The 19,785-nt window shown below is 39.8% G+C and carries 17 protein-coding genes; 8 read left to right on the top strand and 9 right to left on the bottom strand.

Annotated features, from left to right (window positions below):
- Positions 1-26: 26 nt before the first annotated feature.
- Entirely contained in the window at positions 27-1,562 is a 1,536-nt protein-coding gene (zwf, locus tag B3317_RS01025; RefSeq protein WP_291107568.1) for a glucose-6-phosphate dehydrogenase, read from the top strand.
- Positions 1,559-2,284: a 6-phosphogluconolactonase gene (gene pgl, locus B3317_RS01020; protein WP_291107565.1), complete on the top strand. Its 726-nt coding sequence runs from the start codon at positions 1,559-1,561 to the stop codon at positions 2,282-2,284. The genes zwf and pgl overlap by 4 nt, the downstream gene beginning before the upstream one ends.
- Before the next feature lie 49 nt (positions 2,285-2,333).
- Here pgl and B3317_RS01015 read toward each other — a convergent pair whose 3' ends face one another.
- Both B3317_RS01015 and B3317_RS01010 read right to left on the bottom strand, forming a co-directional pair.
- Complete coding sequence (locus B3317_RS01015) at positions 2,334-3,845, bottom strand: GH3 auxin-responsive promoter family protein (RefSeq protein WP_291107563.1); 1,512 nt, start codon at positions 3,843-3,845, stop codon at positions 2,334-2,336.
- Complete coding sequence (locus tag B3317_RS01010) at positions 3,842-4,543, bottom strand: Crp/Fnr family transcriptional regulator (protein WP_291107561.1); 702 nt, start codon at positions 4,541-4,543, stop codon at positions 3,842-3,844. The genes B3317_RS01015 and B3317_RS01010 overlap by 4 nt, the downstream gene beginning before the upstream one ends.
- A 270-nt stretch (positions 4,544-4,813) precedes the next feature.
- Here B3317_RS01010 and tig point away from each other — a divergent pair, with 270 nt between their 5' ends.
- From tig to B3317_RS00980, 6 genes are all read left to right on the top strand, one after another.
- Positions 4,814-6,196, top strand: coding sequence for a trigger factor (tig, locus tag B3317_RS01005; protein ID WP_291107559.1), 1,383 nt, complete (start codon positions 4,814-4,816; stop codon positions 6,194-6,196).
- A gap of 236 nt (positions 6,197-6,432) precedes the next feature.
- Positions 6,433-7,101: an ATP-dependent Clp endopeptidase proteolytic subunit ClpP gene (clpP, locus tag B3317_RS01000; protein WP_291107557.1), complete on the top strand. Its 669-nt coding sequence runs from the start codon at positions 6,433-6,435 to the stop codon at positions 7,099-7,101.
- 54 nt (positions 7,102-7,155) lie between these two features.
- Positions 7,156-8,391 carry an ATP-dependent Clp protease ATP-binding subunit ClpX gene (gene clpX / locus B3317_RS00995; RefSeq protein ID WP_291107555.1) on the top strand — a complete coding sequence of 412 codons (1,236 nt, stop codon included), beginning with the start codon at positions 7,156-7,158 and terminating at the stop codon, positions 8,389-8,391.
- A 97-nt stretch (positions 8,392-8,488) separates the two neighbouring features.
- Positions 8,489-10,684 (top strand): DNA helicase RecQ, encoded by a 2,196-nt coding sequence (recQ, locus tag B3317_RS00990; protein ID WP_291107553.1) that lies wholly within the window; start codon positions 8,489-8,491, stop codon positions 10,682-10,684.
- A 4-nt stretch (positions 10,685-10,688) separates the two neighbouring features.
- A complete protein-coding gene (gene coaD / locus B3317_RS00985; RefSeq protein ID WP_291107551.1) occupies positions 10,689-11,156 on the top strand; it encodes a pantetheine-phosphate adenylyltransferase in 468 nt (155 codons plus the stop codon).
- Between the two features lie 65 nt (positions 11,157-11,221).
- The gene (locus B3317_RS00980) at positions 11,222-12,820 is read left to right on the top strand and encodes a S41 family peptidase (RefSeq protein WP_291107549.1); all 1,599 of its coding nucleotides are present in this window, start codon (positions 11,222-11,224) and stop codon (positions 12,818-12,820) included.
- A 65-nt stretch (positions 12,821-12,885) separates the two neighbouring features.
- On the opposite strand, the gene B3317_RS00975 is transcribed toward B3317_RS00980, so the two are convergent.
- From B3317_RS00975 to lon, 7 genes are all read right to left on the bottom strand, one after another.
- Positions 12,886-13,908 carry a galactofuranosyltransferase gene (locus B3317_RS00975; protein WP_291107547.1) on the bottom strand — a complete coding sequence of 341 codons (1,023 nt, stop codon included), beginning with the start codon at positions 13,906-13,908 and terminating at the stop codon, positions 12,886-12,888.
- A 157-nt stretch (positions 13,909-14,065) separates the two neighbouring features.
- Complete coding sequence (locus B3317_RS00970; protein ID WP_291107545.1) at positions 14,066-14,326, bottom strand: DUF4834 family protein; 261 nt, start codon at positions 14,324-14,326, stop codon at positions 14,066-14,068.
- Between the two features lie 218 nt (positions 14,327-14,544).
- The gene (locus B3317_RS00965) at positions 14,545-15,120 is read right to left on the bottom strand and encodes a manganese efflux pump MntP family protein (RefSeq protein ID WP_291107543.1); all 576 of its coding nucleotides are present in this window, start codon (positions 15,118-15,120) and stop codon (positions 14,545-14,547) included.
- On the bottom strand, positions 15,117-15,635 hold the full coding sequence (locus B3317_RS00960; protein ID WP_291107541.1) for a nitroreductase family protein: 519 nt from the start codon (positions 15,633-15,635) through the stop codon (positions 15,117-15,119). The genes B3317_RS00965 and B3317_RS00960 overlap by 4 nt, the downstream gene beginning before the upstream one ends.
- Positions 15,636-15,689: 54 nt before the next feature.
- Entirely contained in the window at positions 15,690-16,640 is a 951-nt protein-coding gene (locus B3317_RS00955; protein WP_291107538.1) for a glycosyltransferase family 2 protein, read from the bottom strand.
- A 27-nt stretch (positions 16,641-16,667) separates the two neighbouring features.
- On the bottom strand, positions 16,668-17,216 hold the full coding sequence (locus B3317_RS00950) for a DUF4199 domain-containing protein (protein WP_291107536.1): 549 nt from the start codon (positions 17,214-17,216) through the stop codon (positions 16,668-16,670).
- Between the two features lie 72 nt (positions 17,217-17,288).
- Positions 17,289-19,769, bottom strand: a complete 2,481-nt coding sequence (lon, locus tag B3317_RS00945) for an endopeptidase La (protein ID WP_291107534.1) — start codon at positions 19,767-19,769, stop codon at positions 17,289-17,291.
- Positions 19,770-19,785: the final 16 nt, after the last annotated feature.

Below are 19,785 nucleotides of genomic sequence, written 5' to 3'. Positions count from 1 at the left end.
AACTCGTAACTCGTAACTAAAATACGATGAAACCAAAAATTATAAAAGATCAGGCACTGGTCATATTCGGTGCATCAGGAGATCTTACATACAGGAAACTGGTTCCTGCCATATTCGATTTGCATAAACAAAATTCACTTCCTAAAAACTTTGCAGTATTGGGAGTGGCACGCAGTCCTTTTACGGATGATTCTTTCCGTGAAAAGATGAAGGATGGTATTAAGCAATTCGCTACGGCTAAGGACGTTTCTGAAGAAGAATTAAATACATTCTGCCAGAAACTTCATTATCTGTCTATCAATACAGATGACGGTAAAGAATACTCGAAGTTGAAAGACCGTTTAGACCTGTTGGACAAAGAAGAAAATACTGCGGGAAATTATATTTTCTATTTATCTACTCCGCCCGCACTTTATCCTCTTATTCCTAAATTCCTGGCAGATCAGGGATTAAACAAAGAAGATGATAATTTCAGACGGATTATTATAGAAAAGCCTTTCGGTACAGATTTGAAATCTGCCATTTCACTAAATGCTTCTTTACGCGAAGATTACGATGAAGAGCAGATATACCGCATCGACCATTATCTGGGCAAGGAAACTGTACAGAATATGCTCGTTACCCGTTTTGCAAATGGTATCTATGAACCCTTGTGGAACAGGAATTATATTCATCATGTCGAAATCACGGCTGCCGAAAGTATTGGCGTGGAAAATCGCGGAGGATATTACGATCATTCAGGTGCATTACGCGACATGGTACAAAATCACCTGTTGCAATTAGTAGCCCTTGTTGCGATGGAGCCTCCGATGTCTATAGACTCGGTTTCGATACGGAACGAAAAGCTGAAAGTATTTCAGGCTTTCCGCCCTATGTCAAATGACGATTTGTTCAAAAATGTCATTCGCGGACAATATACTGCTGCCAACATAAAAGGTAAATACGCCAAAGGCTACCGGGAAGAAAAAGATGTGGACAAGGACTCACGCACCGAAACCTATGTGGCTATGAAGCTGTTTATTGACAACTGGCGCTGGGGAGATGTACCTTTTTATATCCGCACCGGAAAACGTTTACCGACACGGGTATCGGAAGTAGTTATACATTTCAAGCCGGCTCCGCAACGATTGTTTCCGGAAACTACGGACCTGAACAATGACGACAACCAACTGGTAATAAGAATTCAGCCGGATGAAGGCATTCTGCTGAAAACGAAGATGAAAGTGCCGGGAAGCGGTTATCAGGTAAAGAATGTGAATATGGATTTCCATTACTCACAACTGCAAGACACCTATCTGCCCGAAGCATACGAACGTCTGCTGCTCGACTGTATGGTAGGCGATTCTACGTTATATATCCGGGGCGATGCCTTGGAAGCCACATGGAAATTTGTGCAACCCCTGCTCGATTTTTGGGAGAAGAATCCGGATGCGCCGCTACATGGTTATCCTGCCGGCTCATGGGGACCTAATTGTGCCGATGACCTGATTGAAGAAAAAAATCTGACATGGAGATATCCTTGTAAGAATCTGTCTGACGATGGTATATATTGCGAACTATGATAAAAGAAGAGATTAAAGTTTATGAAGATCCTAAGGCTTTAAGCAAAGGATTCACCGAGTTTGTACTAAAGTTGCTGGATGTATATCCGCACATCAACCTGGCCCTGTCGGGGGGAACCACGCCTAAAGTCATTTTCGACTATTGGGCCGAAAACTGTAAAGAGTCTATCGACTGGAACCGTATCTCATTTTTCTGGGGGGATGAACGTTGCGTACCACCGGAGAATGTGATGAATAATTTCGGGATGACAAAAGACCACTTGTTCGACAAGGTGCCCGGCATTCCGAATAACAACATCTACCGTATACACGGAGAGAACGAACCGGAAGAAGAAGCGTTATGGTACGGCACAGTTCTGAAATCGAAACTAATGCAAAAGCAGGACATGCCGAGCTTCGAGATAGTTATGCTTGGACTGGGTGATGACGGGCATACCGTATCTATTTTTCCTAACCAGATCGAACTATGGGACAGTAAAGATATCTGTGTTATCGGAGAGCATCCTGAAACAGGTATGCAGCGGGTAACTATCAGCGGTAAAGTGGTGAACAACTCACAGCATGTCGTATTCCTTGCTACAGGAAAGAACAAGGCTGAAAAAGTCAGAGACATAATAAAGAACAAGAAAGAATACCTGAATAAATACCCTGCGGCGAAAGTAAATCCGAAAAGGGGCTATTTGTATTGGTTTTTAGATGCAGAGGCGGCGAGCCTTCTGTAGTAACGTATAGGAATAAAAAAGGATGGTTGTACAACCATCCTTTTTCATCTTATCTTGTCTGTTCTATAAACAGCCTTAGTCTATCTATATAGTCTCTGTTATTCGATAACCGGGGAACTTTATTCTGCCCGCCCAGTTTTCCTATCGATTTCAGCCACTCATTAAATGTTCCTTTTGGCAAACTTCTTACAATCGGTAAACCTAAGGAAAGATTATAGGAACGCTTGGCTTCATAGTCCGAGTTTACCCTCTTCAGGTTATCATCCAAAGATTTGACAAACTTATCCAAATCGTCAGGCCCGACGGAAAACTCGATAAACCACTCATGAGCACCGGTATTTTCGTCTCCAAAATAAACGGGAGCGGCTGTATATTCTGTTATCTGTGCACCGGTATCTTTACAAGCTTCGGATAAAGCCCTTTCGGCATTATCTATAATGACCTCCTCACCGAAAGCATTGATAAAGTTCTTCGTACGGCCTGTTATCCGGAACAGATAGGGACTGGTAGAAGTAAATTCGATAGTATCGCCTATCATATAGCGCCAAAGTCCGCCATTAGTAGAGATAAGGAGTGCATAATTCTGCCCGGTTTCCACTTCGTCCAATGTCAGTGTCTTGGGATTCTCACTATCCCATTCACTCATCGGTACAAATTCGTAGTAGATACCGCTATCCAGCATCAGGAGCATATCTTTCGATTTATCTGAGAACTGTACTCCGAAGAATCCTTCCGAAGCATTATACGTTTCCCAATAACGCATCTCAGGCTTTTGTATGATCTTCTTATATTGCTCTTCGAATGGGGTAAAACTGACTCCCCCGTGAAAAAAGACTTCCAGATTAGGCCAGATATCAGTCAGTTCGCGTCCTGTATCAGCCTTTATCTTTCTCAAAAGGACAAGCAGCCATGAAGGTACGCCCATAAATGCCCTGATATCATTCTTCACTGCATAGTCCGCTAATGCCTGCAATTTCACTTCCCAATCGGGTAAAAGCGAGATACTCTCAGGTGTGCGGCTTCTCTTAGCCCAGAAATACAGATTCTTAATCAAGATGGCGGATATATCCCCGGTAAAGATCCCGTCCCCTATGTTATTTATCTGCTTACTCCCTCCCAGAACTAATGTCTTTCCCAAAAAGAATCCGGCCTTATGATTCGCCTGCCCATATATAGCGAGCATCTGCTCTCCACATTTGTAGTGACCTTTTGTCAGGGATTCCTGAGTTACCGGAATGTATTTGCTCTTATCCTCGGTAGTACCGGACGACATGGCAAACCATTTTACAGGTTTGTTCCACAACACGTTCTGTTGTTTATCTATCAGTATCTTATCAAGATACGGGCGTAAATCTTCGTAATGGAAAACAGGAACCTGCTTTCTGAAATCGTCCTTATTCTTAATTGAGGAAAAGTTGTATTGCCGGCCTATTGATGTTTGAGCTCCGTTACGAAGCAGATAGGATAGTATTTTTTCCTGGGTACAGATTGGTCTGTTGATGAATCCGGCAACCTCTTTATATTTGAAGTCCAGATATTTATGAGCAATATTGGTAATCATCCGATTTTGCTTATTCGTCGTAGCTTTTCTTCGTCTATTATCTTGATTTTTCGACCGTCGAGCGTAATTATATGCTCATCAACAAATGTAGACAGTGTCCTGATGGCATTTGAGGTTGTCATATTCGACAAATTGGCAAGGTCCTCACGAGACAGATAGATACTGATAGTAGCACCGTCTTCTTCCAGTCCGTAGTTTTCAATAAGGAAGATTAGTGATTCTGCCAAACGTCCCCGGATATGTTTCTGGGTAAGATTAACGACTCTCTCATCTGCAATTCCCAGATCTGTCGACAACTCACGGATAAAGAACATACCTAATTTGGGGTTTACAGAAACTATCTCTTCAATAATCTGCATCGATATAAAACAGATAGTGGAAGCTTCAAAAGCCGAAGCAGCTGTTACATACGGCTGATTTGCAAAATAGGCCCGGTAACCGAAATACTGGGTTGGACGTATCATTCTGATTATCTGGCTACGTCCACCTACCCCATCTTTATATATCTTGACTTTGCCTTTACACAGACACATCAACTCCTGAGGCGCTTCTTCTTCTCTGTAGATTACCTCATTCTTCTTATAGTCAAGAATCTTCGCGTTTGCCGAAATTAAGTCACGTTCCTTATTATTCAACAAATCCCAAATCTCCGGGATACATTCCGATATACTTACAACATTGCTGCTATCTGCTACCATAGAGAAAAGCTTGATATATAAATAAAGTCAGGTTCAATAATTAACTTAAAAACAAAGTTAGTATTTTTTTATATAAAACATGTTACAAAACATATTTTTAACGCATTATGCCTTATTTTTATAAAAAGGGCTTTGAGATTAATTATTATTTCTCTTTGAATATTACAATAATAAGACTATTTTTGCACCACCAAAAAAGAGAGCTGTGAAAGCTAACTTTTTCTTATACATTTGAATAAACTTGTAATAATTTAAAATAGACCCGTTAAGATGAATGTATCTCTAACAAATGTTGATAGTGTAAACGCTATTCTACAGATCAGTGTTGCCAAAGCTGACTATCAGGAAAAACTTGACAGCGCACTGAAAACTTTCCGCAAAAAAGCAAATGTACCGGGATTCCGTCCGGGAACCGTGCCTGTAGGTATGGTAAAAAAAATGTATGGTAAATCCATAATGGCCGAAGAAATAAACAAAATAGTAGGTGAAAGCCTATATAACTATATTCAGGAGAACAAATTGAATGTGCTTGGTGAACCGCTTCCTAACGAAGAAAAACAACAGGCAATCGATTTTGCAACAGAAGGCGACTATGATTTCTATTTCGATATCGCCCTTGCTCCTGAAATTAAACTGTCGCTGACCAAGAAAGATAAAGTAACTTACTACAAAATCGATGTAAACGAAGAGCTTGTTGACAAGCAAATCGAATCTTACAAAGCAAACTATGGTAAGTACGATAAGATCGAAGATGGCGCAATTGCAACCGACCTTATCAGAGGTACTATCTCTGAACTGGAAGATGGGAAAGTAAAAGAAGGCGGCATCAATGTAGAAGCCGGCGTAGTAATGCCATCTTACATGAAAGATGCCGACGAACAAGCCAAATTTGTAGGTGCAAAAGCCGGAGATGTAATCACATTCAATCCGGGCAAAGCATATGAAGGAAACGAAACGGAAATAGCTTCATTACTTCACATCGAAAAAGATGCAGTAGAGGCCATCGCTCCTGAATTTAAATTCGAAATCACCGAAATCACCCGTTACAAAGAAGCTGAATTAGATAAAGATCTGTTCGACAAAGTATTCGGCGCAGATACAGTAAAAGATGCAGCTGAGTTCAAGGCTAAAGTAAAAGAAACTATCGAAGACCAGTTTGCTCCGGATAGTGATTACAAATTCCTCTTGGATGCAAAAGAACTGCTGGAGAAAAAAGTCGGAGACCTTCAATTTCCGGATGCTTTCCTGAAAAGATGGCTGCTAGCATCAGGTGAAGAAAGAACTGCAGAATCTATTGAAGCTGATTATCCGAAAATCGTTGCCGACCTGAAATTCCACCTTATTAAGGAACAAATCGCAAAAGATTACGATATCAAGATTGAAAATGAAGATATGAAAACTATTGCGATGCAGGCAGCAAGAGCACAATTCGCTCAATATGGCATGATGAACCTGCCGGACGAAATGGTTGAAAATTATGCGAATGACATGTTGAAAAACAAAGACAATGCCCGCAACCTGCTCGAACGCGCAATGGAGAACAAGATAATCGATGCATTGAAAACAAAATTAGGTATAGAAGAAAAATCCATTTCACTGGATGACTTCCGCAAATTCTTCGAAAAAGAAGATGACAAACAGGAAGAAGCTTAAACCTGAATGAAATTATATAGCGGGCAGAAGAATAATTACTCTTTCTGCCCGTTTTCCGTGAAATAATAGAAGAAATACAGTGAATAATATCTTAGCTTTTCAATTTTTTATTTATAACTTTGTTTATAAGAAATGGGGCTGAATATTAGCCTCTTTTTTGTGCCGGTTACAATGGCATGATAATTGTTTATAAGACTTATAGTATTTAATTATTCACTTATTGAAAGGAAAATGTTATGAACAATGAATTTAAGAAATATGCTACCAAGCATTTAGGACTGAACGGACTTGCTCTAGATAAATATGTAGATATTACAAGCAGCTATATTTCACCCACTATCATAGAAGAACGTCAGCTGAATGTGGCACAAATGGATGTATTTTCCCGTCTGATGATGGACCGGATCATCTTTTTAGGCACTCAGATAGACGATTATACCGCTAATGTAATCCAGGCACAGCTGCTTTATCTTGATTCCGCCGATTCCGGTAAAGATATATCTATCTACATCAATTCTCCCGGCGGTTCTGTTTATGCAGGATACGGTATCTATGACACCATGCAGTTTATAAACAGCAATGTCTCTACCATCTGTACAGGTATTGCAGCGTCTATGGCAGCCGTACTACTTGTAGCAGGAGAAAAAGGCAAACGTTTTGCACTGAAACATTCACGCGTAATGATTCACCAACCACTAGGAGGCGCACAAGGACAGGCATCCGATATTGAAATCACTGCCCGTGAGATAGGTAAAATAAAAAAAGAACTATACACCATTATAGCCGATCACTCAGGACAACCATTCGACAGGGTTGAAAAAGATTCTGACCGTGATTATTGGATGACCTCGGCCGAAGCCAAAGATTATGGTATGGTAGACGAAGTTTTAACAAGAAATAAGTAATAGTAAGTAATGGGTTCAGATAAAGCTTAGAACCCACTACTTATAATTCAATTTATGGCAAAAAAAGAAATAAACCAATGCAGTTTTTGCGGACGAAGCGATAAGGATGTGAACATGCTTATATCCGGTTTGTCCGCAGATATCTGCGACAGTTGCGCCGAACAGGCCTACCAAATCGTAAAAGAAAGCATCGAAGCTAAACAAAAATCTTCGATAGGCATTGATAAGACACAACTCCCTGACCCCAAAAAGATAAAAGAATACCTCGATGGATATATTATCGGACAAGATAACGCCAAACGCTATCTGGCTGTTGCCGTTTATAATCACTACAAACGGATATTACAGGAAAAGAACGATGATATAGAAATAGAAAAATCGAATATTATCCTTGTAGGCCCTACCGGCACCGGAAAGACACTTCTGGCCCGTACAATAGCAAAGATGCTGCATGTACCTTTCGCCATTGTAGACGCAACCGTACTTACCGAAGCCGGATATGTAGGAGAAGACATAGAAAGTATCCTTACACGGCTACTTCAGGCTTCGGACTATGATGTAGCATCAGCCGAGAGAGGAATCGTATTCATTGACGAGATAGATAAGATAGCACGTAAAAGCGACAACCCATCCATTACCCGTGATGTAAGTGGTGAAGGAGTACAACAAGGACTACTAAAATTATTGGAAGGGTCAATCGTAAATGTACCGCCACAAGGAGGCCGTAAGCACCCTGACCAAAAAATGATCGCTGTCGACACCAAAAACATTCTCTTTATTTGCGGAGGAGCGTTTGACGGTATAGAACGGAAAATTGCCCAACGCCTGAATACTAAAGTAGTAGGATATGCCTCTTCTCTGAAAAATGCAGAAGTAGACAGAGAAAACCTGTTGCAATATGTAGCTCCTCAGGATTTAAAATCTTACGGACTGATTCCCGAAATTATCGGACGTCTACCAATACTGACATATCTGGATGCATTGGACCGGAGTGCTTTGCGCAGAATTCTTACCGAGCCTAAAAACTCTATAATAAAACAATATATCAAGCTCTTCAAGATGGATGACGTAGATCTCACATTCGACGAAGATGTATACGAATTTATTGTAGACAAGGCTATAGAATACAAATTAGGAGCAAGAGGATTGCGCTCCATTGTAGAAAATATAATGATGGACGCAATGTTTACCATACCATCTACAAAACAAACGCAATTACACATCACTAAAGACTATGCCGAAGAACAACTCGCGAAGTCGCAAATGATAAAACTCAAAAATTCACAATAAAGTTTGTTTTTTTCATAAAAAATAGCCTATTTTAAGTTGGAGATTTAAAATTAGGACTTTATCTTCGTATAACATAATAGCCTATTTTTTTACAAATATGCCTGACCGAAACGATAAACTGACCGTTGCTTTAAAAAAGCATTTTGGCTTTGATAAATTCAAAGGAAACCAAGAGGCAATCATCCAGAATCTTCTGGACGAGAAGGATACTTTTGTCCTGATGCCTACAGGGGGAGGGAAGTCGCTTTGCTACCAGTTGCCGGCCCTGTTGATGGAGGGAACGGCCGTTATCATATCACCGCTTATAGCGCTGATGAAGAATCAGGTAGATGCTATGCGCAATTTCAGCGAGGAAGATGGAGTTGCCCATTTCATCAATTCATCACTAAACAAAGCTGCCATAGAACAGGTGAAAGGCGATATCCTTTCAGGTAAAACCAAGTTACTGTATGTAGCGCCCGAATCCTTGACAAAAGAAGAAAACATAGATTTTCTCCGGCAAATAAAGATTTCGTTTTACGCTATAGATGAAGCACACTGTATATCGGAATGGGGACATGATTTCCGTCCGGAATACAGGCGGATACGTCCTATAGTTACCGAGATAGGTAAACATCCGATCATCGCGCTCACAGCGACAGCTACTCCAAAAGTACAACTCGACATCCAGAAGAATCTGGGAATGGTCGAAGCCGATGTTTTCAAAGCCTCATTCAACAGAGAAAATCTTTTCTATGAAGTGCGTTCCAAAACGAACAATGTAGACAAGGATATTATAAAATATATCAAATCGCAGGGACATAAATCGGGTATTATATATTGCCTGAGCCGCAAGAAAGTAGAAGAATTTGCAGAAATACTGCAAACAAATAATATCAATGCATTACCATATCACGCAGGATTGGATGCAAATACGCGCTCTGCAAATCAGGATGCATTCCTGATGGAACAGGTCGATGTTATCGTAGCGACTATTGCCTTCGGGATGGGGATAGACAAGCCGGATGTAAGGTATGTAATACATTACGACATGCCAAAGAGCCTTGAAGGATATTATCAGGAAACAGGCCGTGCCGGACGAGACGGAGGCGAAGGAAAATGCATTGCCTTCTACTCCTTTAAAGACTTACAGAAACTAGAGAAGTTCATGCAGGGAAAACCTGTTGCCGAACAAGAAATAGGAAAACAACTGCTCCTTGAAACAGCGGCATACGCAGAGACTGCATTATGCAGAAAAAAGGTGCTCCTTCATTATTTCGGTGAAGAATATAAAGTGAGAAATTGTGGAAATTGTGACAATTGTGTAAATCCAAAAAAACAGGTGGAAGCTAAAGATTTATTATTAACAGCTCTGGAAGCTGTAGTTGCGTTAAAAGAAAAATTCAAGACGGATTATGTTATCAATATCCTCAGAGGTAAAGAAACATCCGAAATTGAAACATACGAGCATCAGGATCTGGAAGTGTTCGGTTCCGGAGATGATGCCGATGAAGATACATGGAATGCAGTGATTCGTCAGGCCATTATCGCAGGATATTTTGATAAGGATATCGAAAATTACGGGCTATTAAAGATTACAAAAAAAGGAAAAGACTTCCTTAAAAAGCCTGTATCTTTCAAAATCACAACTGCCGATGAAGAAGATCTGGAAGACGATGACAACATAGACGATGTAGTAGTGAAAGGCGGTGGCGGTGGTTCGGCCGTAGACCCGGTATTATTTTCCATAATGAAGGACCTTCGCAAAAAAATGGCTAAGAACAATAACGTTCCGCCATATGTGATTTTCCAGGACCCTTCATTGGAAGCGATGGCAACCATCTATCCTATCACAATGGAGGAATTACAGAATATTCCGGGTGTAGGTGCGGGTAAGGCTAAAAGATACGGAGCCGAATTCCTGCAAATTATAAAGAAACATGTTGAAGAAAACGAGATTGAACGTCCTGAAGATTTACGTGTAAGAACCGTAGCCAACAAGTCTAAACTAAAGGTTGCCATCGTACAGGCCATCGACAGAAAAGTAGCCTTGGACGATCTGGCGGAATCGAAAGGAATTGATTTTACAGAATTGCTCAATGAAGTTGAAGCAATTGTATATTCAGGCACCAAAATCAATATTGATTATTTCTTGCGTGAGGTAATCGACGAAGATCATCTGGATGATATTTTTCAATATTTCCAGGAAGCCGAATCGGACGATCTGGAAGAAGCAATCAACGAGTTAGGTGAATATTCAGAAGATGAAATCCGTTTGGTCCGTATCAAATTCATATCTGATATGGCAAACTAGAATAATGAAGAAAAAAGCAATCTTTCCGGGAACATTCGATCCCTTTACGATAGGGCATCATTCATTGGTAAAACGGTCTCTCGAATTAGTCGATGAGATCGTTATTGCCATTGGGAAGAATGATGCAAAAAAAAGCTATTTCTCTCTCGAACACCGCATCGAGATGATACGCTCACTCTATAAAAACGAGTCTCGCATTTCCGTAGAAACTTATGATAGCCTGACCGTAGATTTTGCTAAAGCAGTTGAAGCCCATTTTATAGTAAGAGGTATACGCTCGGTAAATGACTTCGAATACGAAAAAACAATTGCCGATATGAACCGGAAGATTTCAGGAATCGAAACTTTTATACTTTTCACTGAACCAGAACTCACACATATTAGTTCTACCATAGTACGCGAGTTATTAAGATTCGGACATGATGTCAGCGAATTTATACCCGAAGGCATGAATCTGAAAACCTGGCAATAGATCTGAATTACACAGAACAATATTCGTATTTTGCAGAAACATAAATATAATCAAGATAAATATATATGAAAAGAGTTATTATCGCGGCTCTGTGCTTTCTTACCATTGTAGCTTCTGCCTCTGCCCAGTTCAAAATGAGTGAAGGGTCTAAAAAAGTAGCGACAACAATGGCAATTATCGAAAATCTGTATGTAGATGATGTAAATGACCAAAAGCTTGCTGAAGATGCTATTAAATCACTTCTGGAGAAGCTGGACCCTCACTCTACCTACATCAGCACAGATGAAGTACAAGATATGAATGAACCTCTTGAGGGTAACTTCGACGGAATCGGAATCTCGTTCAACATGTTAACCGATACGCTTTACGTCATCGAAGCATTACCCGGAGGCCCTTCTGAAAAAGCCGGATTGATGGCCGGGGATAAAATTCTCTATGTAAATGATACGCTTATAGCAGGAGTAAAAAGGTCGACAAAATATGTCATGTCGCGTCTCAAAGGCCCCAAAGGAACAAAAGTGGATATAAAGGTTCTGCGCCGCGGCGTGCCGGAACTGCTGGAATTCAAAATAACCCGCGCAAAAATACCTGTATATAGCATAGATGCTTCCTATATGGTAGATAATAATACGGGGTATATACGCATCATTCGCTTCGGGGCTACAACAACAAAAGAATTTCAGGATGCTTTAGCAAAATTAAAAAAGGAAGGGATGAAAAACCTCATACTCGACCTTGAAGGTAATGGCGGGGGATATATGGCTCCTGCAATCGACCTGTCAGACGAGTTTCTCAGTAAAGGTAAACTTATTGTTTACACAGAGGGATTGCGTCAACCGAGAAGGGATGAAGTATCGACTGAAAAAGGAAATTTCGAAGATGGAAAAGTGGTAATTATGATTAATGAAGGCTCGGCCTCAGCGAGTGAAATTTTGTCAGGTGCAGTTCAGGATTGGGACAGAGGTGTAATTGTTGGCCGCCGCAGCTTCGGCAAAGGACTTGTACAAAGACAAATCCCGCTCCCTGACGAATCAATGATAAGGTTGACTGTAGCCCGTTACTATACTCCGACAGGACGTTCTATACAAAAGCCATACACAAGCGGAGATCTTACATCCTATAATATGGACGTAATAGAAAGATATAATAAAGGGGAAATGATGCACGCCGACAGTATCCACTTTCCTGACTCGCTAAAATACACAACCCTGATGAATCACAGGACTGTATATGGTGGCGGAGGTATTATGCCGGACTACTTTGTTCCACTGGACACGACAAATTATACACCCTATTTCAGAAATATTGCAAACAGGGGACTTATCTATAAAGTTGCGTATAGTGAAGTAGATAATCATCGTAAAGATATTCTGGATGAATATCCTACAAAAGAAGCTTTTCTGAAGAAATATATTGTTCCGCAAAGCCTGTTGGAGAAGATTGTAGCTGCCGGAGAAGAAGAGAAAATTACATATAACGAGGATGAATTCAATAAAGCTTCAGACTTAATCAGAATGCAGCTGAAAATGCTTCTGGCGCGGGATGTGTATGATACGGAAACATCTCTCAAAATATATAACGGGTATAGTGAGACATTCAAAAAGGCCTATGAGATTATACACAATGACAATCTGTATAATAGCTTGCTTAAAGGAAAGAACTAATACTCTATAATAGTTACAGAAAAGGGTTGCATCTATTATGATGCAACCCTTTTTATTTATGACATTCAAATATCGAACTTATCTATTGCTTGTTTCAGGTAAAAGCCGGACTGGAGTTTCTTACTCATTTCAATAACATTCCGTTTCATCTCATTATAATATCCGGGAGTCACGGACGAAAGAATACCATTTATCTCGGTTAGGGAATCAATCGCCATCCCTATTTTATTTTCTTCTACAAAAGGGGCTAATGCCGCCTGTCTCCATATAATTACAGGCAAATGGCTTTTGATATAGAACGATACCTTATGTGGAGTATTATATTTGAGATAAGCGCCGAAACTTCCGGAGCATTCATTCATCGAATCACCATCCCAAACAAGACCGAAATCGTCATTATTTGTAAGAATAAAAGTATCGCTATCGATATATCCTCTGCAATGGAAATCATCAGTATCGGCAATATCGAATCTATCACCATAGATGTTTAATACAAAGTTTCTTGGATAAGAGATAAATTCATATAAAAATGCATTTTTTCTCCGGTTCAAAGCCCCGGCATAGCAAATTGCATATGGATAATTATCTTCTGATCTGAACTCAGGTTTACGTTCTTCTTTAGATAAAAAATGCCATACTCCCAGTGCATCGATCTCAGCTTTTACATTATTAGCGATTAGCCAATCTTTCATTTTCTGATTTGTTGCAATAATATAATCCGAGTTATTTAAACGGCCGATTTCCTGTGCCACAGATATTTTTTTTCGTCGGAAGGAGCCTAAATCGTGTATCAGAGAAATTACTTTAGTGTGTTTCAGATGAGCGATTTTGCACAACAATATATAATATTTCTTTGTAGGATACTGAATAAAAAGAATTCCATTGAAGGGCATTAATATGAGTCCTTTAATGGTTCCAGCCAGATTGCGTATAAAATCAGTTACCTTACTTTGGCTAAGGCTTTGCTTTAATCCAATATTCCGATAACCAAAATCATCTAAGAGAGCCTCAGTGTCTGTACGGGCATCATTCCCGGCTGAGACCCCTTTGTAGTTTCGTGAAATATAAACTAATTTCCTTTTATTCATTCTCTAAATACTCTATGACTCTTATCTCAGAGAATATGCATATTCCCTAGGATAAAGGTAAGATATATTTTTATAACCCGAAAAGAATGCCTAAAAAGTCTGAACCAGTAACCTGTACAGAAAGTTTGAATACTTAATGGAGTAGAAAAAACTTAGGTTAGTCTTTTATTTCTTCATACTTTACATATTCCCCCTCATCTTTAGAGAATATCTTTTTATTTGACCCCGAAGATGTATGTTCCGACCGACCGGATGAAGAAGTTTTATTATTAGAAGTATATCTATTATTGGACGCATATCCGCTATGTGATGTGGAAGGTTTTCCAAAAATAAAAGACGACACTCCTCTAACCACTGATAGCAGGACCATCACTCCGAATATAATTATAGCAAATATTAGAAAAAGCAGAAATGTCATTTTATATAAATTATTAGTTAAGGTCGCAGACCTATTTATTACTCTGGTAAGCAAAAGAAACAAGAACGCGTTATGATTCGATAATATACTATCAAATACTTTCTTTCATCTGCTACCTTGACAAATATAATACACTGATATTAAATAAAACTATGAAACAACCTGTTAGTTCAATTGTTTCAATTTATTTAACATGAGTTTATTGTCTTAAACAATAATCAAAGAAGGACTGTATGAGTTTCGGACAGAACTGTATGCTGGAACAATATACTACAACCAATAAGAATAAGAATGATCCCTCCGGCTATATTTATACGCAGATTACATTTTTGCCCTGCCTTACAGCCAAATATAATCCCGAACGAAGACATCATAAAAGTTACTACACCAATAATTAACGCGGGAAGCAGTATCTGTACATTAACCAAAGACAAAGATAATCCCACAGCTGTGGCATCTATACTGGTGGCTATCGCCAAACCAAACATAACTTTAAAACTAAGCGGATTGAATGGGGTACTTTCCTCGTCTTTCAGACTGGCAACTATTACCCTGACTCCCAGAAAACATAAAATACCAAATGCCAGCCAATGATCGAACTGTTCTATATAACGTGCAAATGTGGACCCCACAAACCATCCGAAAACAGTAAGGCTCATCTGTATAAAAGCCAGCATACCTGCTATTTTGAGAACATTGATTGTTTTATGATTTCCTATAACAGCCCCACTCGTAAGAGCAACAACTAAACTATCCATTGAAAGGCCTACCGCCAACGCAACAATCTGAATCATATCCATTCGGTTATATCAGACAAGGGCTTACGTTTCTTTTCTGGGGATATACTTTTATCCTTATCGATGTAGCCAAGCGGAAATATGACAATAGGTTCGAGGTTAGGGGATAAGTTCAGTACCTCTGTCAATACATCAGGTTTAAAATTACATACCCAGCATGTACCTAAACCGATCTCCGCTGCTGCAAGGCAAATATGTTCTGCTGCAATAGCAGCATCTACATCTCCGAAATCTTTGTTGTCCGATCCTGTCCTTTTCCACGACACGGAAGAGTCTTTACACACTACAATATGTACCGGAGCGGATTTAAACCACTCTCTGTTGTATGACTCCTGTATGCAGGATATCACGGATTGATTACGGATAACGAAAAATTTCCATGGCTGATTATTACAGGCAGAAGGTGCCAACCTTGCACATTCGAGAATGTAATTGATCTTATCTTCCTCTACAGCCTGAGAAAGATAAGCCCTGACCGAATAGCGACTTTCGATGAGTTCTTTTAGTTTCATTAGTGATCTTATAGTTGCAAAAAATGCCGGTATTCTTACATCGGCATTTTAGATTTATAGTTCTTCTGTTATCTTATAATCGTTCCTGACAGTCGAATTTCGGGAGACAATTTCACCTAAAAATCCGGCGAGGAATAATTGCGTACCCAATAACATCATAGTCAGGGCAATATAAAAATACGGGGAATTTGTAACCAACGGATGTGGAATACCATTACTGATGGCGTATAACTTATTCGCGCCAACAATAATTACGGCTATAAAGCCCAACAGGAACATAACTGTTCCCCACAGTCCGAAAAAATGCATCGGTTTACGTCCGAATACGGAAAGGAACCAAAGTGTAAGCAAATCCAGATAACCGTTTACGAAGCGGCTAAGACCTACAAATTTACTCTTACCGTATTTACGGGCCTGATGATGCACAGCTTTCTCCCCTATTTTATTAAATCCGGCTATCTTAGCCAGATAAGGAATATAACGATGCATATCGTTGTATACTTCTATACTTTTCACGACTTCTTTCCGGTACGATTTCAATCCGCAATTAAAGTCATGCAACTTCACTCCCGATACTTTACGGGCAGTCGCATTGAATAATTTGGTAGGCAGAGTCTTTGACAACGGGTCGTAACGCTTCTTTTTCCAGCCCGATACCAAATCATAGCCATCCTCCTTTATCATTTTATATAGTGAGGGAACCTCGTCCGGACTATCCTGCATATCAGCATCCATAGTGATAACAACATCTCCCTCCGCTTTATGAAATGCACAATGAAGTGCGGGAGACTTGCCATAATTACGTCTGAAACGTATCGCTTTTATTTCCGGAGAAGTTTTCTTCAGGGCACTTATAACATCCCATGACCGATCGGTACTACCATCATCTACAAAGATTACTTCATATGAATACCCGTTCTCATCCATTACCCGCTTTATCCACGCGTAAAGTTCCGGAAGAGATTCTTCTTCATTCAGTAACGGTATTACAACAGATATGTCCATCGGAATAATATATAATTAATCAGAGGCTTAAGGCCTATTATTATTCATATTACTTGTACTATTTACAAGAAAGCTCATAAGAAAACCCAGAACTACCCCCAATATCACATTACCAATAAATCCGGAGATAATATATAATGGTTTTCCTGTAACAATATAAAGGTATATTTCTTTCTGATCCGGCTGAAGATTGGGCATTTTATCTACCATTGCTATAAAAGGTGCGGTCATCTTCATAAAAAATCCGGGGTCAATAAATTTATAATGAGCGTACATAATCACAGCTTCGAAAAAGGAGGCAAAGAAACAGATCAGTACAACGAAAAAGACACACGACCATATACCCTTCGGCTTATCCGGTTCTGAAGCTTTATATTTAAAAGTAAAAATATATATAAGCAGGAATGTGCCGACATTCAATAAATAGAATATATAAATAAACACATGATCTGAAAATCCGGCGCCTATCTTAAACATATATTTAAACATCCAGAACAGCCCCAGAATAGCGCCATAATGCATGGCATATCTGAGTAACGACGTTCCTCTCTCCTTTATATCCGTACTATCGATCATTGTGCTACAAATGTAAGAAAATTGTTTAAAACAAATAAGTGTAAATCGGAGGATTTACACTTATTTGTTTTATCAGTTTGCGGTCTTTTCTTCTTTTACTGTCAAATCCAGCGGCTCTTTTACTTTCTCTTTTAGCAAAGCTATATCCAGAACCTGCTTTATATCATCCACATAGTGGAAAGTTAATCCTTTCAGATAAAGCGGCTTAATTTCATCGATATCTTTCTTATTTTCTTTACAAAGAATTATATCTTTTATTCCGGCACGTTTGGCTGCCAGTATCTTTTCGCGGATACCTCCTACAGGCAATACTTTGCCTCGTAAAGTAATTTCTCCTGTCATAGCAAGATTTGCTTTCACCCTACGTTGGGTAAAGGCCGAAGCTAAAGACGTTACCATAGTGATACCGGCCGACGGACCATCTTTTGGAATAGCTCCTTCCGGTACATGGACATGAACATTCCAGTTATCAAAAACCTTTTCGTCGATACCGAAATGCTGGGAATGGGAATGAAGATACTCCAGTGCCAATACGGCAGATTCTTTCATCACATCACCCAGATTTCCGGTAAGAGTGAGCTTTCCACCTTTACCTTTACTCAAGGATGTCTCAATAAAGAGTATTTCACCTCCAACCGATGTCCAGGCGAGGCCTGTAACCACTCCGGCATAACCATTACCCTGATACTGATCCCGGGTATATTCTATAGCACCGAGGTATTCGTGTAAATCTTCAGGTTCGATAATCTTCTTGTATTCTTCTTCCGAAGCTACCTTACGGGCAACTTTACGCATCACTTTGGCTATCTTCTTATCCAGTTCGCGTACTCCGGATTCACGTGTATAGTTCTCAACGATTTTCTCTATTGTCTTTTTCGGAATATCAATTACATCCTTAGCCAAACCGTGATTTTCCATTTGTTTGGGAATCAGGTGACGGCGGGCTATCTCTACTTTTTCTTCAATGATATAACCACTTACATCAATTAATTCCATACGGTCGAGCAACGGTTGGGAAATAGTAGACAGGTTATTGGCCGTAGCAATAAACATTACTTTCGACAGATCATAATCTATATTCAGATAATTGTCATGGAAAGCAGAATTCTGCTCCGGATCGAGTACTTCAAGCAAAGCAGAAGAAGGGTCCCCTTTAAAATCGCTTCCGATCTTATCCACTTCATCCAAGACAAACACGGGGTTTGACGAACCGGCCTTCAATATATTCTGAATAATACGCCCCGGCATAGCTCCGATATATGTACGACGGTGACCGCGTATTTCCGATTCATCGTGCAATCCACCGAACGAAACACGCACGTAATTACGGTTCAGGGCTTTTGCGATAGATTTACCCAATGATGTCTTACCTACTCCGGGAGGTCCGTAAAGACAAATTATCGGCGATTTCAGATCTCCTTTTAGCTTCAATACTGCCAGGTGCTCGATTATACGCTCCTTTACCTTCTCCAGACCGAAATGATCCTGATCAAGTACTTTCTGCGCATTTTTAAGATTGAAATTGTCTTTCGTATATTCGCCCCAAGGCAAATCGAGCAATGTTTCTATATATGTGAATTGAGTAGAATAATCAGGTGACTGTGGATGTAGACGTTCCAATTTACTCATTTCCTTTTCGAATGTCTGAGCAGCTTCTTTGTTCCACTTCTTCTTTTGCCCGCGTTGTCTGAATTCGTCCAGATCGACCTGTTGAGGATTTCCTCCGAGCTCATCCTGAATAGTCTTGATTTGCTGTTGCAAGAAATATTCTTTTTGCTGCTGATTCAGTTCCTCACGTGTCTTCATCTGAATATTGAGCTTCATCTCCATCATCTGAGTCTCACGATTGAGAATTACAAGCAAGCGGTAAGCACGCTCCTTATCGTCGTCAATATCCAGCAAACTTTGTTTTTCCGTTCCGGATACCGGCAAGTTGGCACAACAATAGTTTACCAAAAGCGGAGATACCACATCCGACTTCAGGCGTTGTATAAATTCTTTCGGTGGTTCGCCATACATACGCAGCATCTGTATTGTCATATCCCTTATAGAGTCTAACAATGCTTTATATTCTGTATCGTTTTTAAGGACAGCTACAGTTTCACGTATTTCATAATGCCCTTTAAGAAAAGGTTCGGTTTGCGTCAGTTCTGTCAGCCGGAAACGTTTTTTCCCTTGAAAAATGACAGTTACATTTTCGTCGTCCGGCAACTCTATCACACGTATAATTTCGCCGATCACACCCATAGAGTATAAGTCGGCAATTTCCGGATCATCATTTTCTGCGTCCTTTTGGCAGACTAATCCGACATATTTTCCTTTCAGGCGGTTTACGCTCTTTATAAGTTTCAACGATTTTTTACGGGCAACTGCAATCGGCATGCTCGTTCCCGGAAAAATCACCGTATTACGAAGAGGTAAAATAGGTAATTCTTCTTTCAGGTCTTTCTCGTTTATATAGCAGTCCCCATCATCGAAGTCGTTGGCTATGATTGAAATAACCTGTTCATTACTTTCGTTTAGATGAAGAAAATCTCTCTTTTTATTAGACATATTATCCTTTTATTTA

Source organism: Dysgonomonas sp. UBA7710, from assembly GCF_002482385.1.
Taxonomy (GTDB): Bacteria; Bacteroidota; Bacteroidia; order Bacteroidales; family Dysgonomonadaceae; genus Dysgonomonas.
This window is presented reverse-complemented; position numbering and strand designations above follow the sequence as displayed.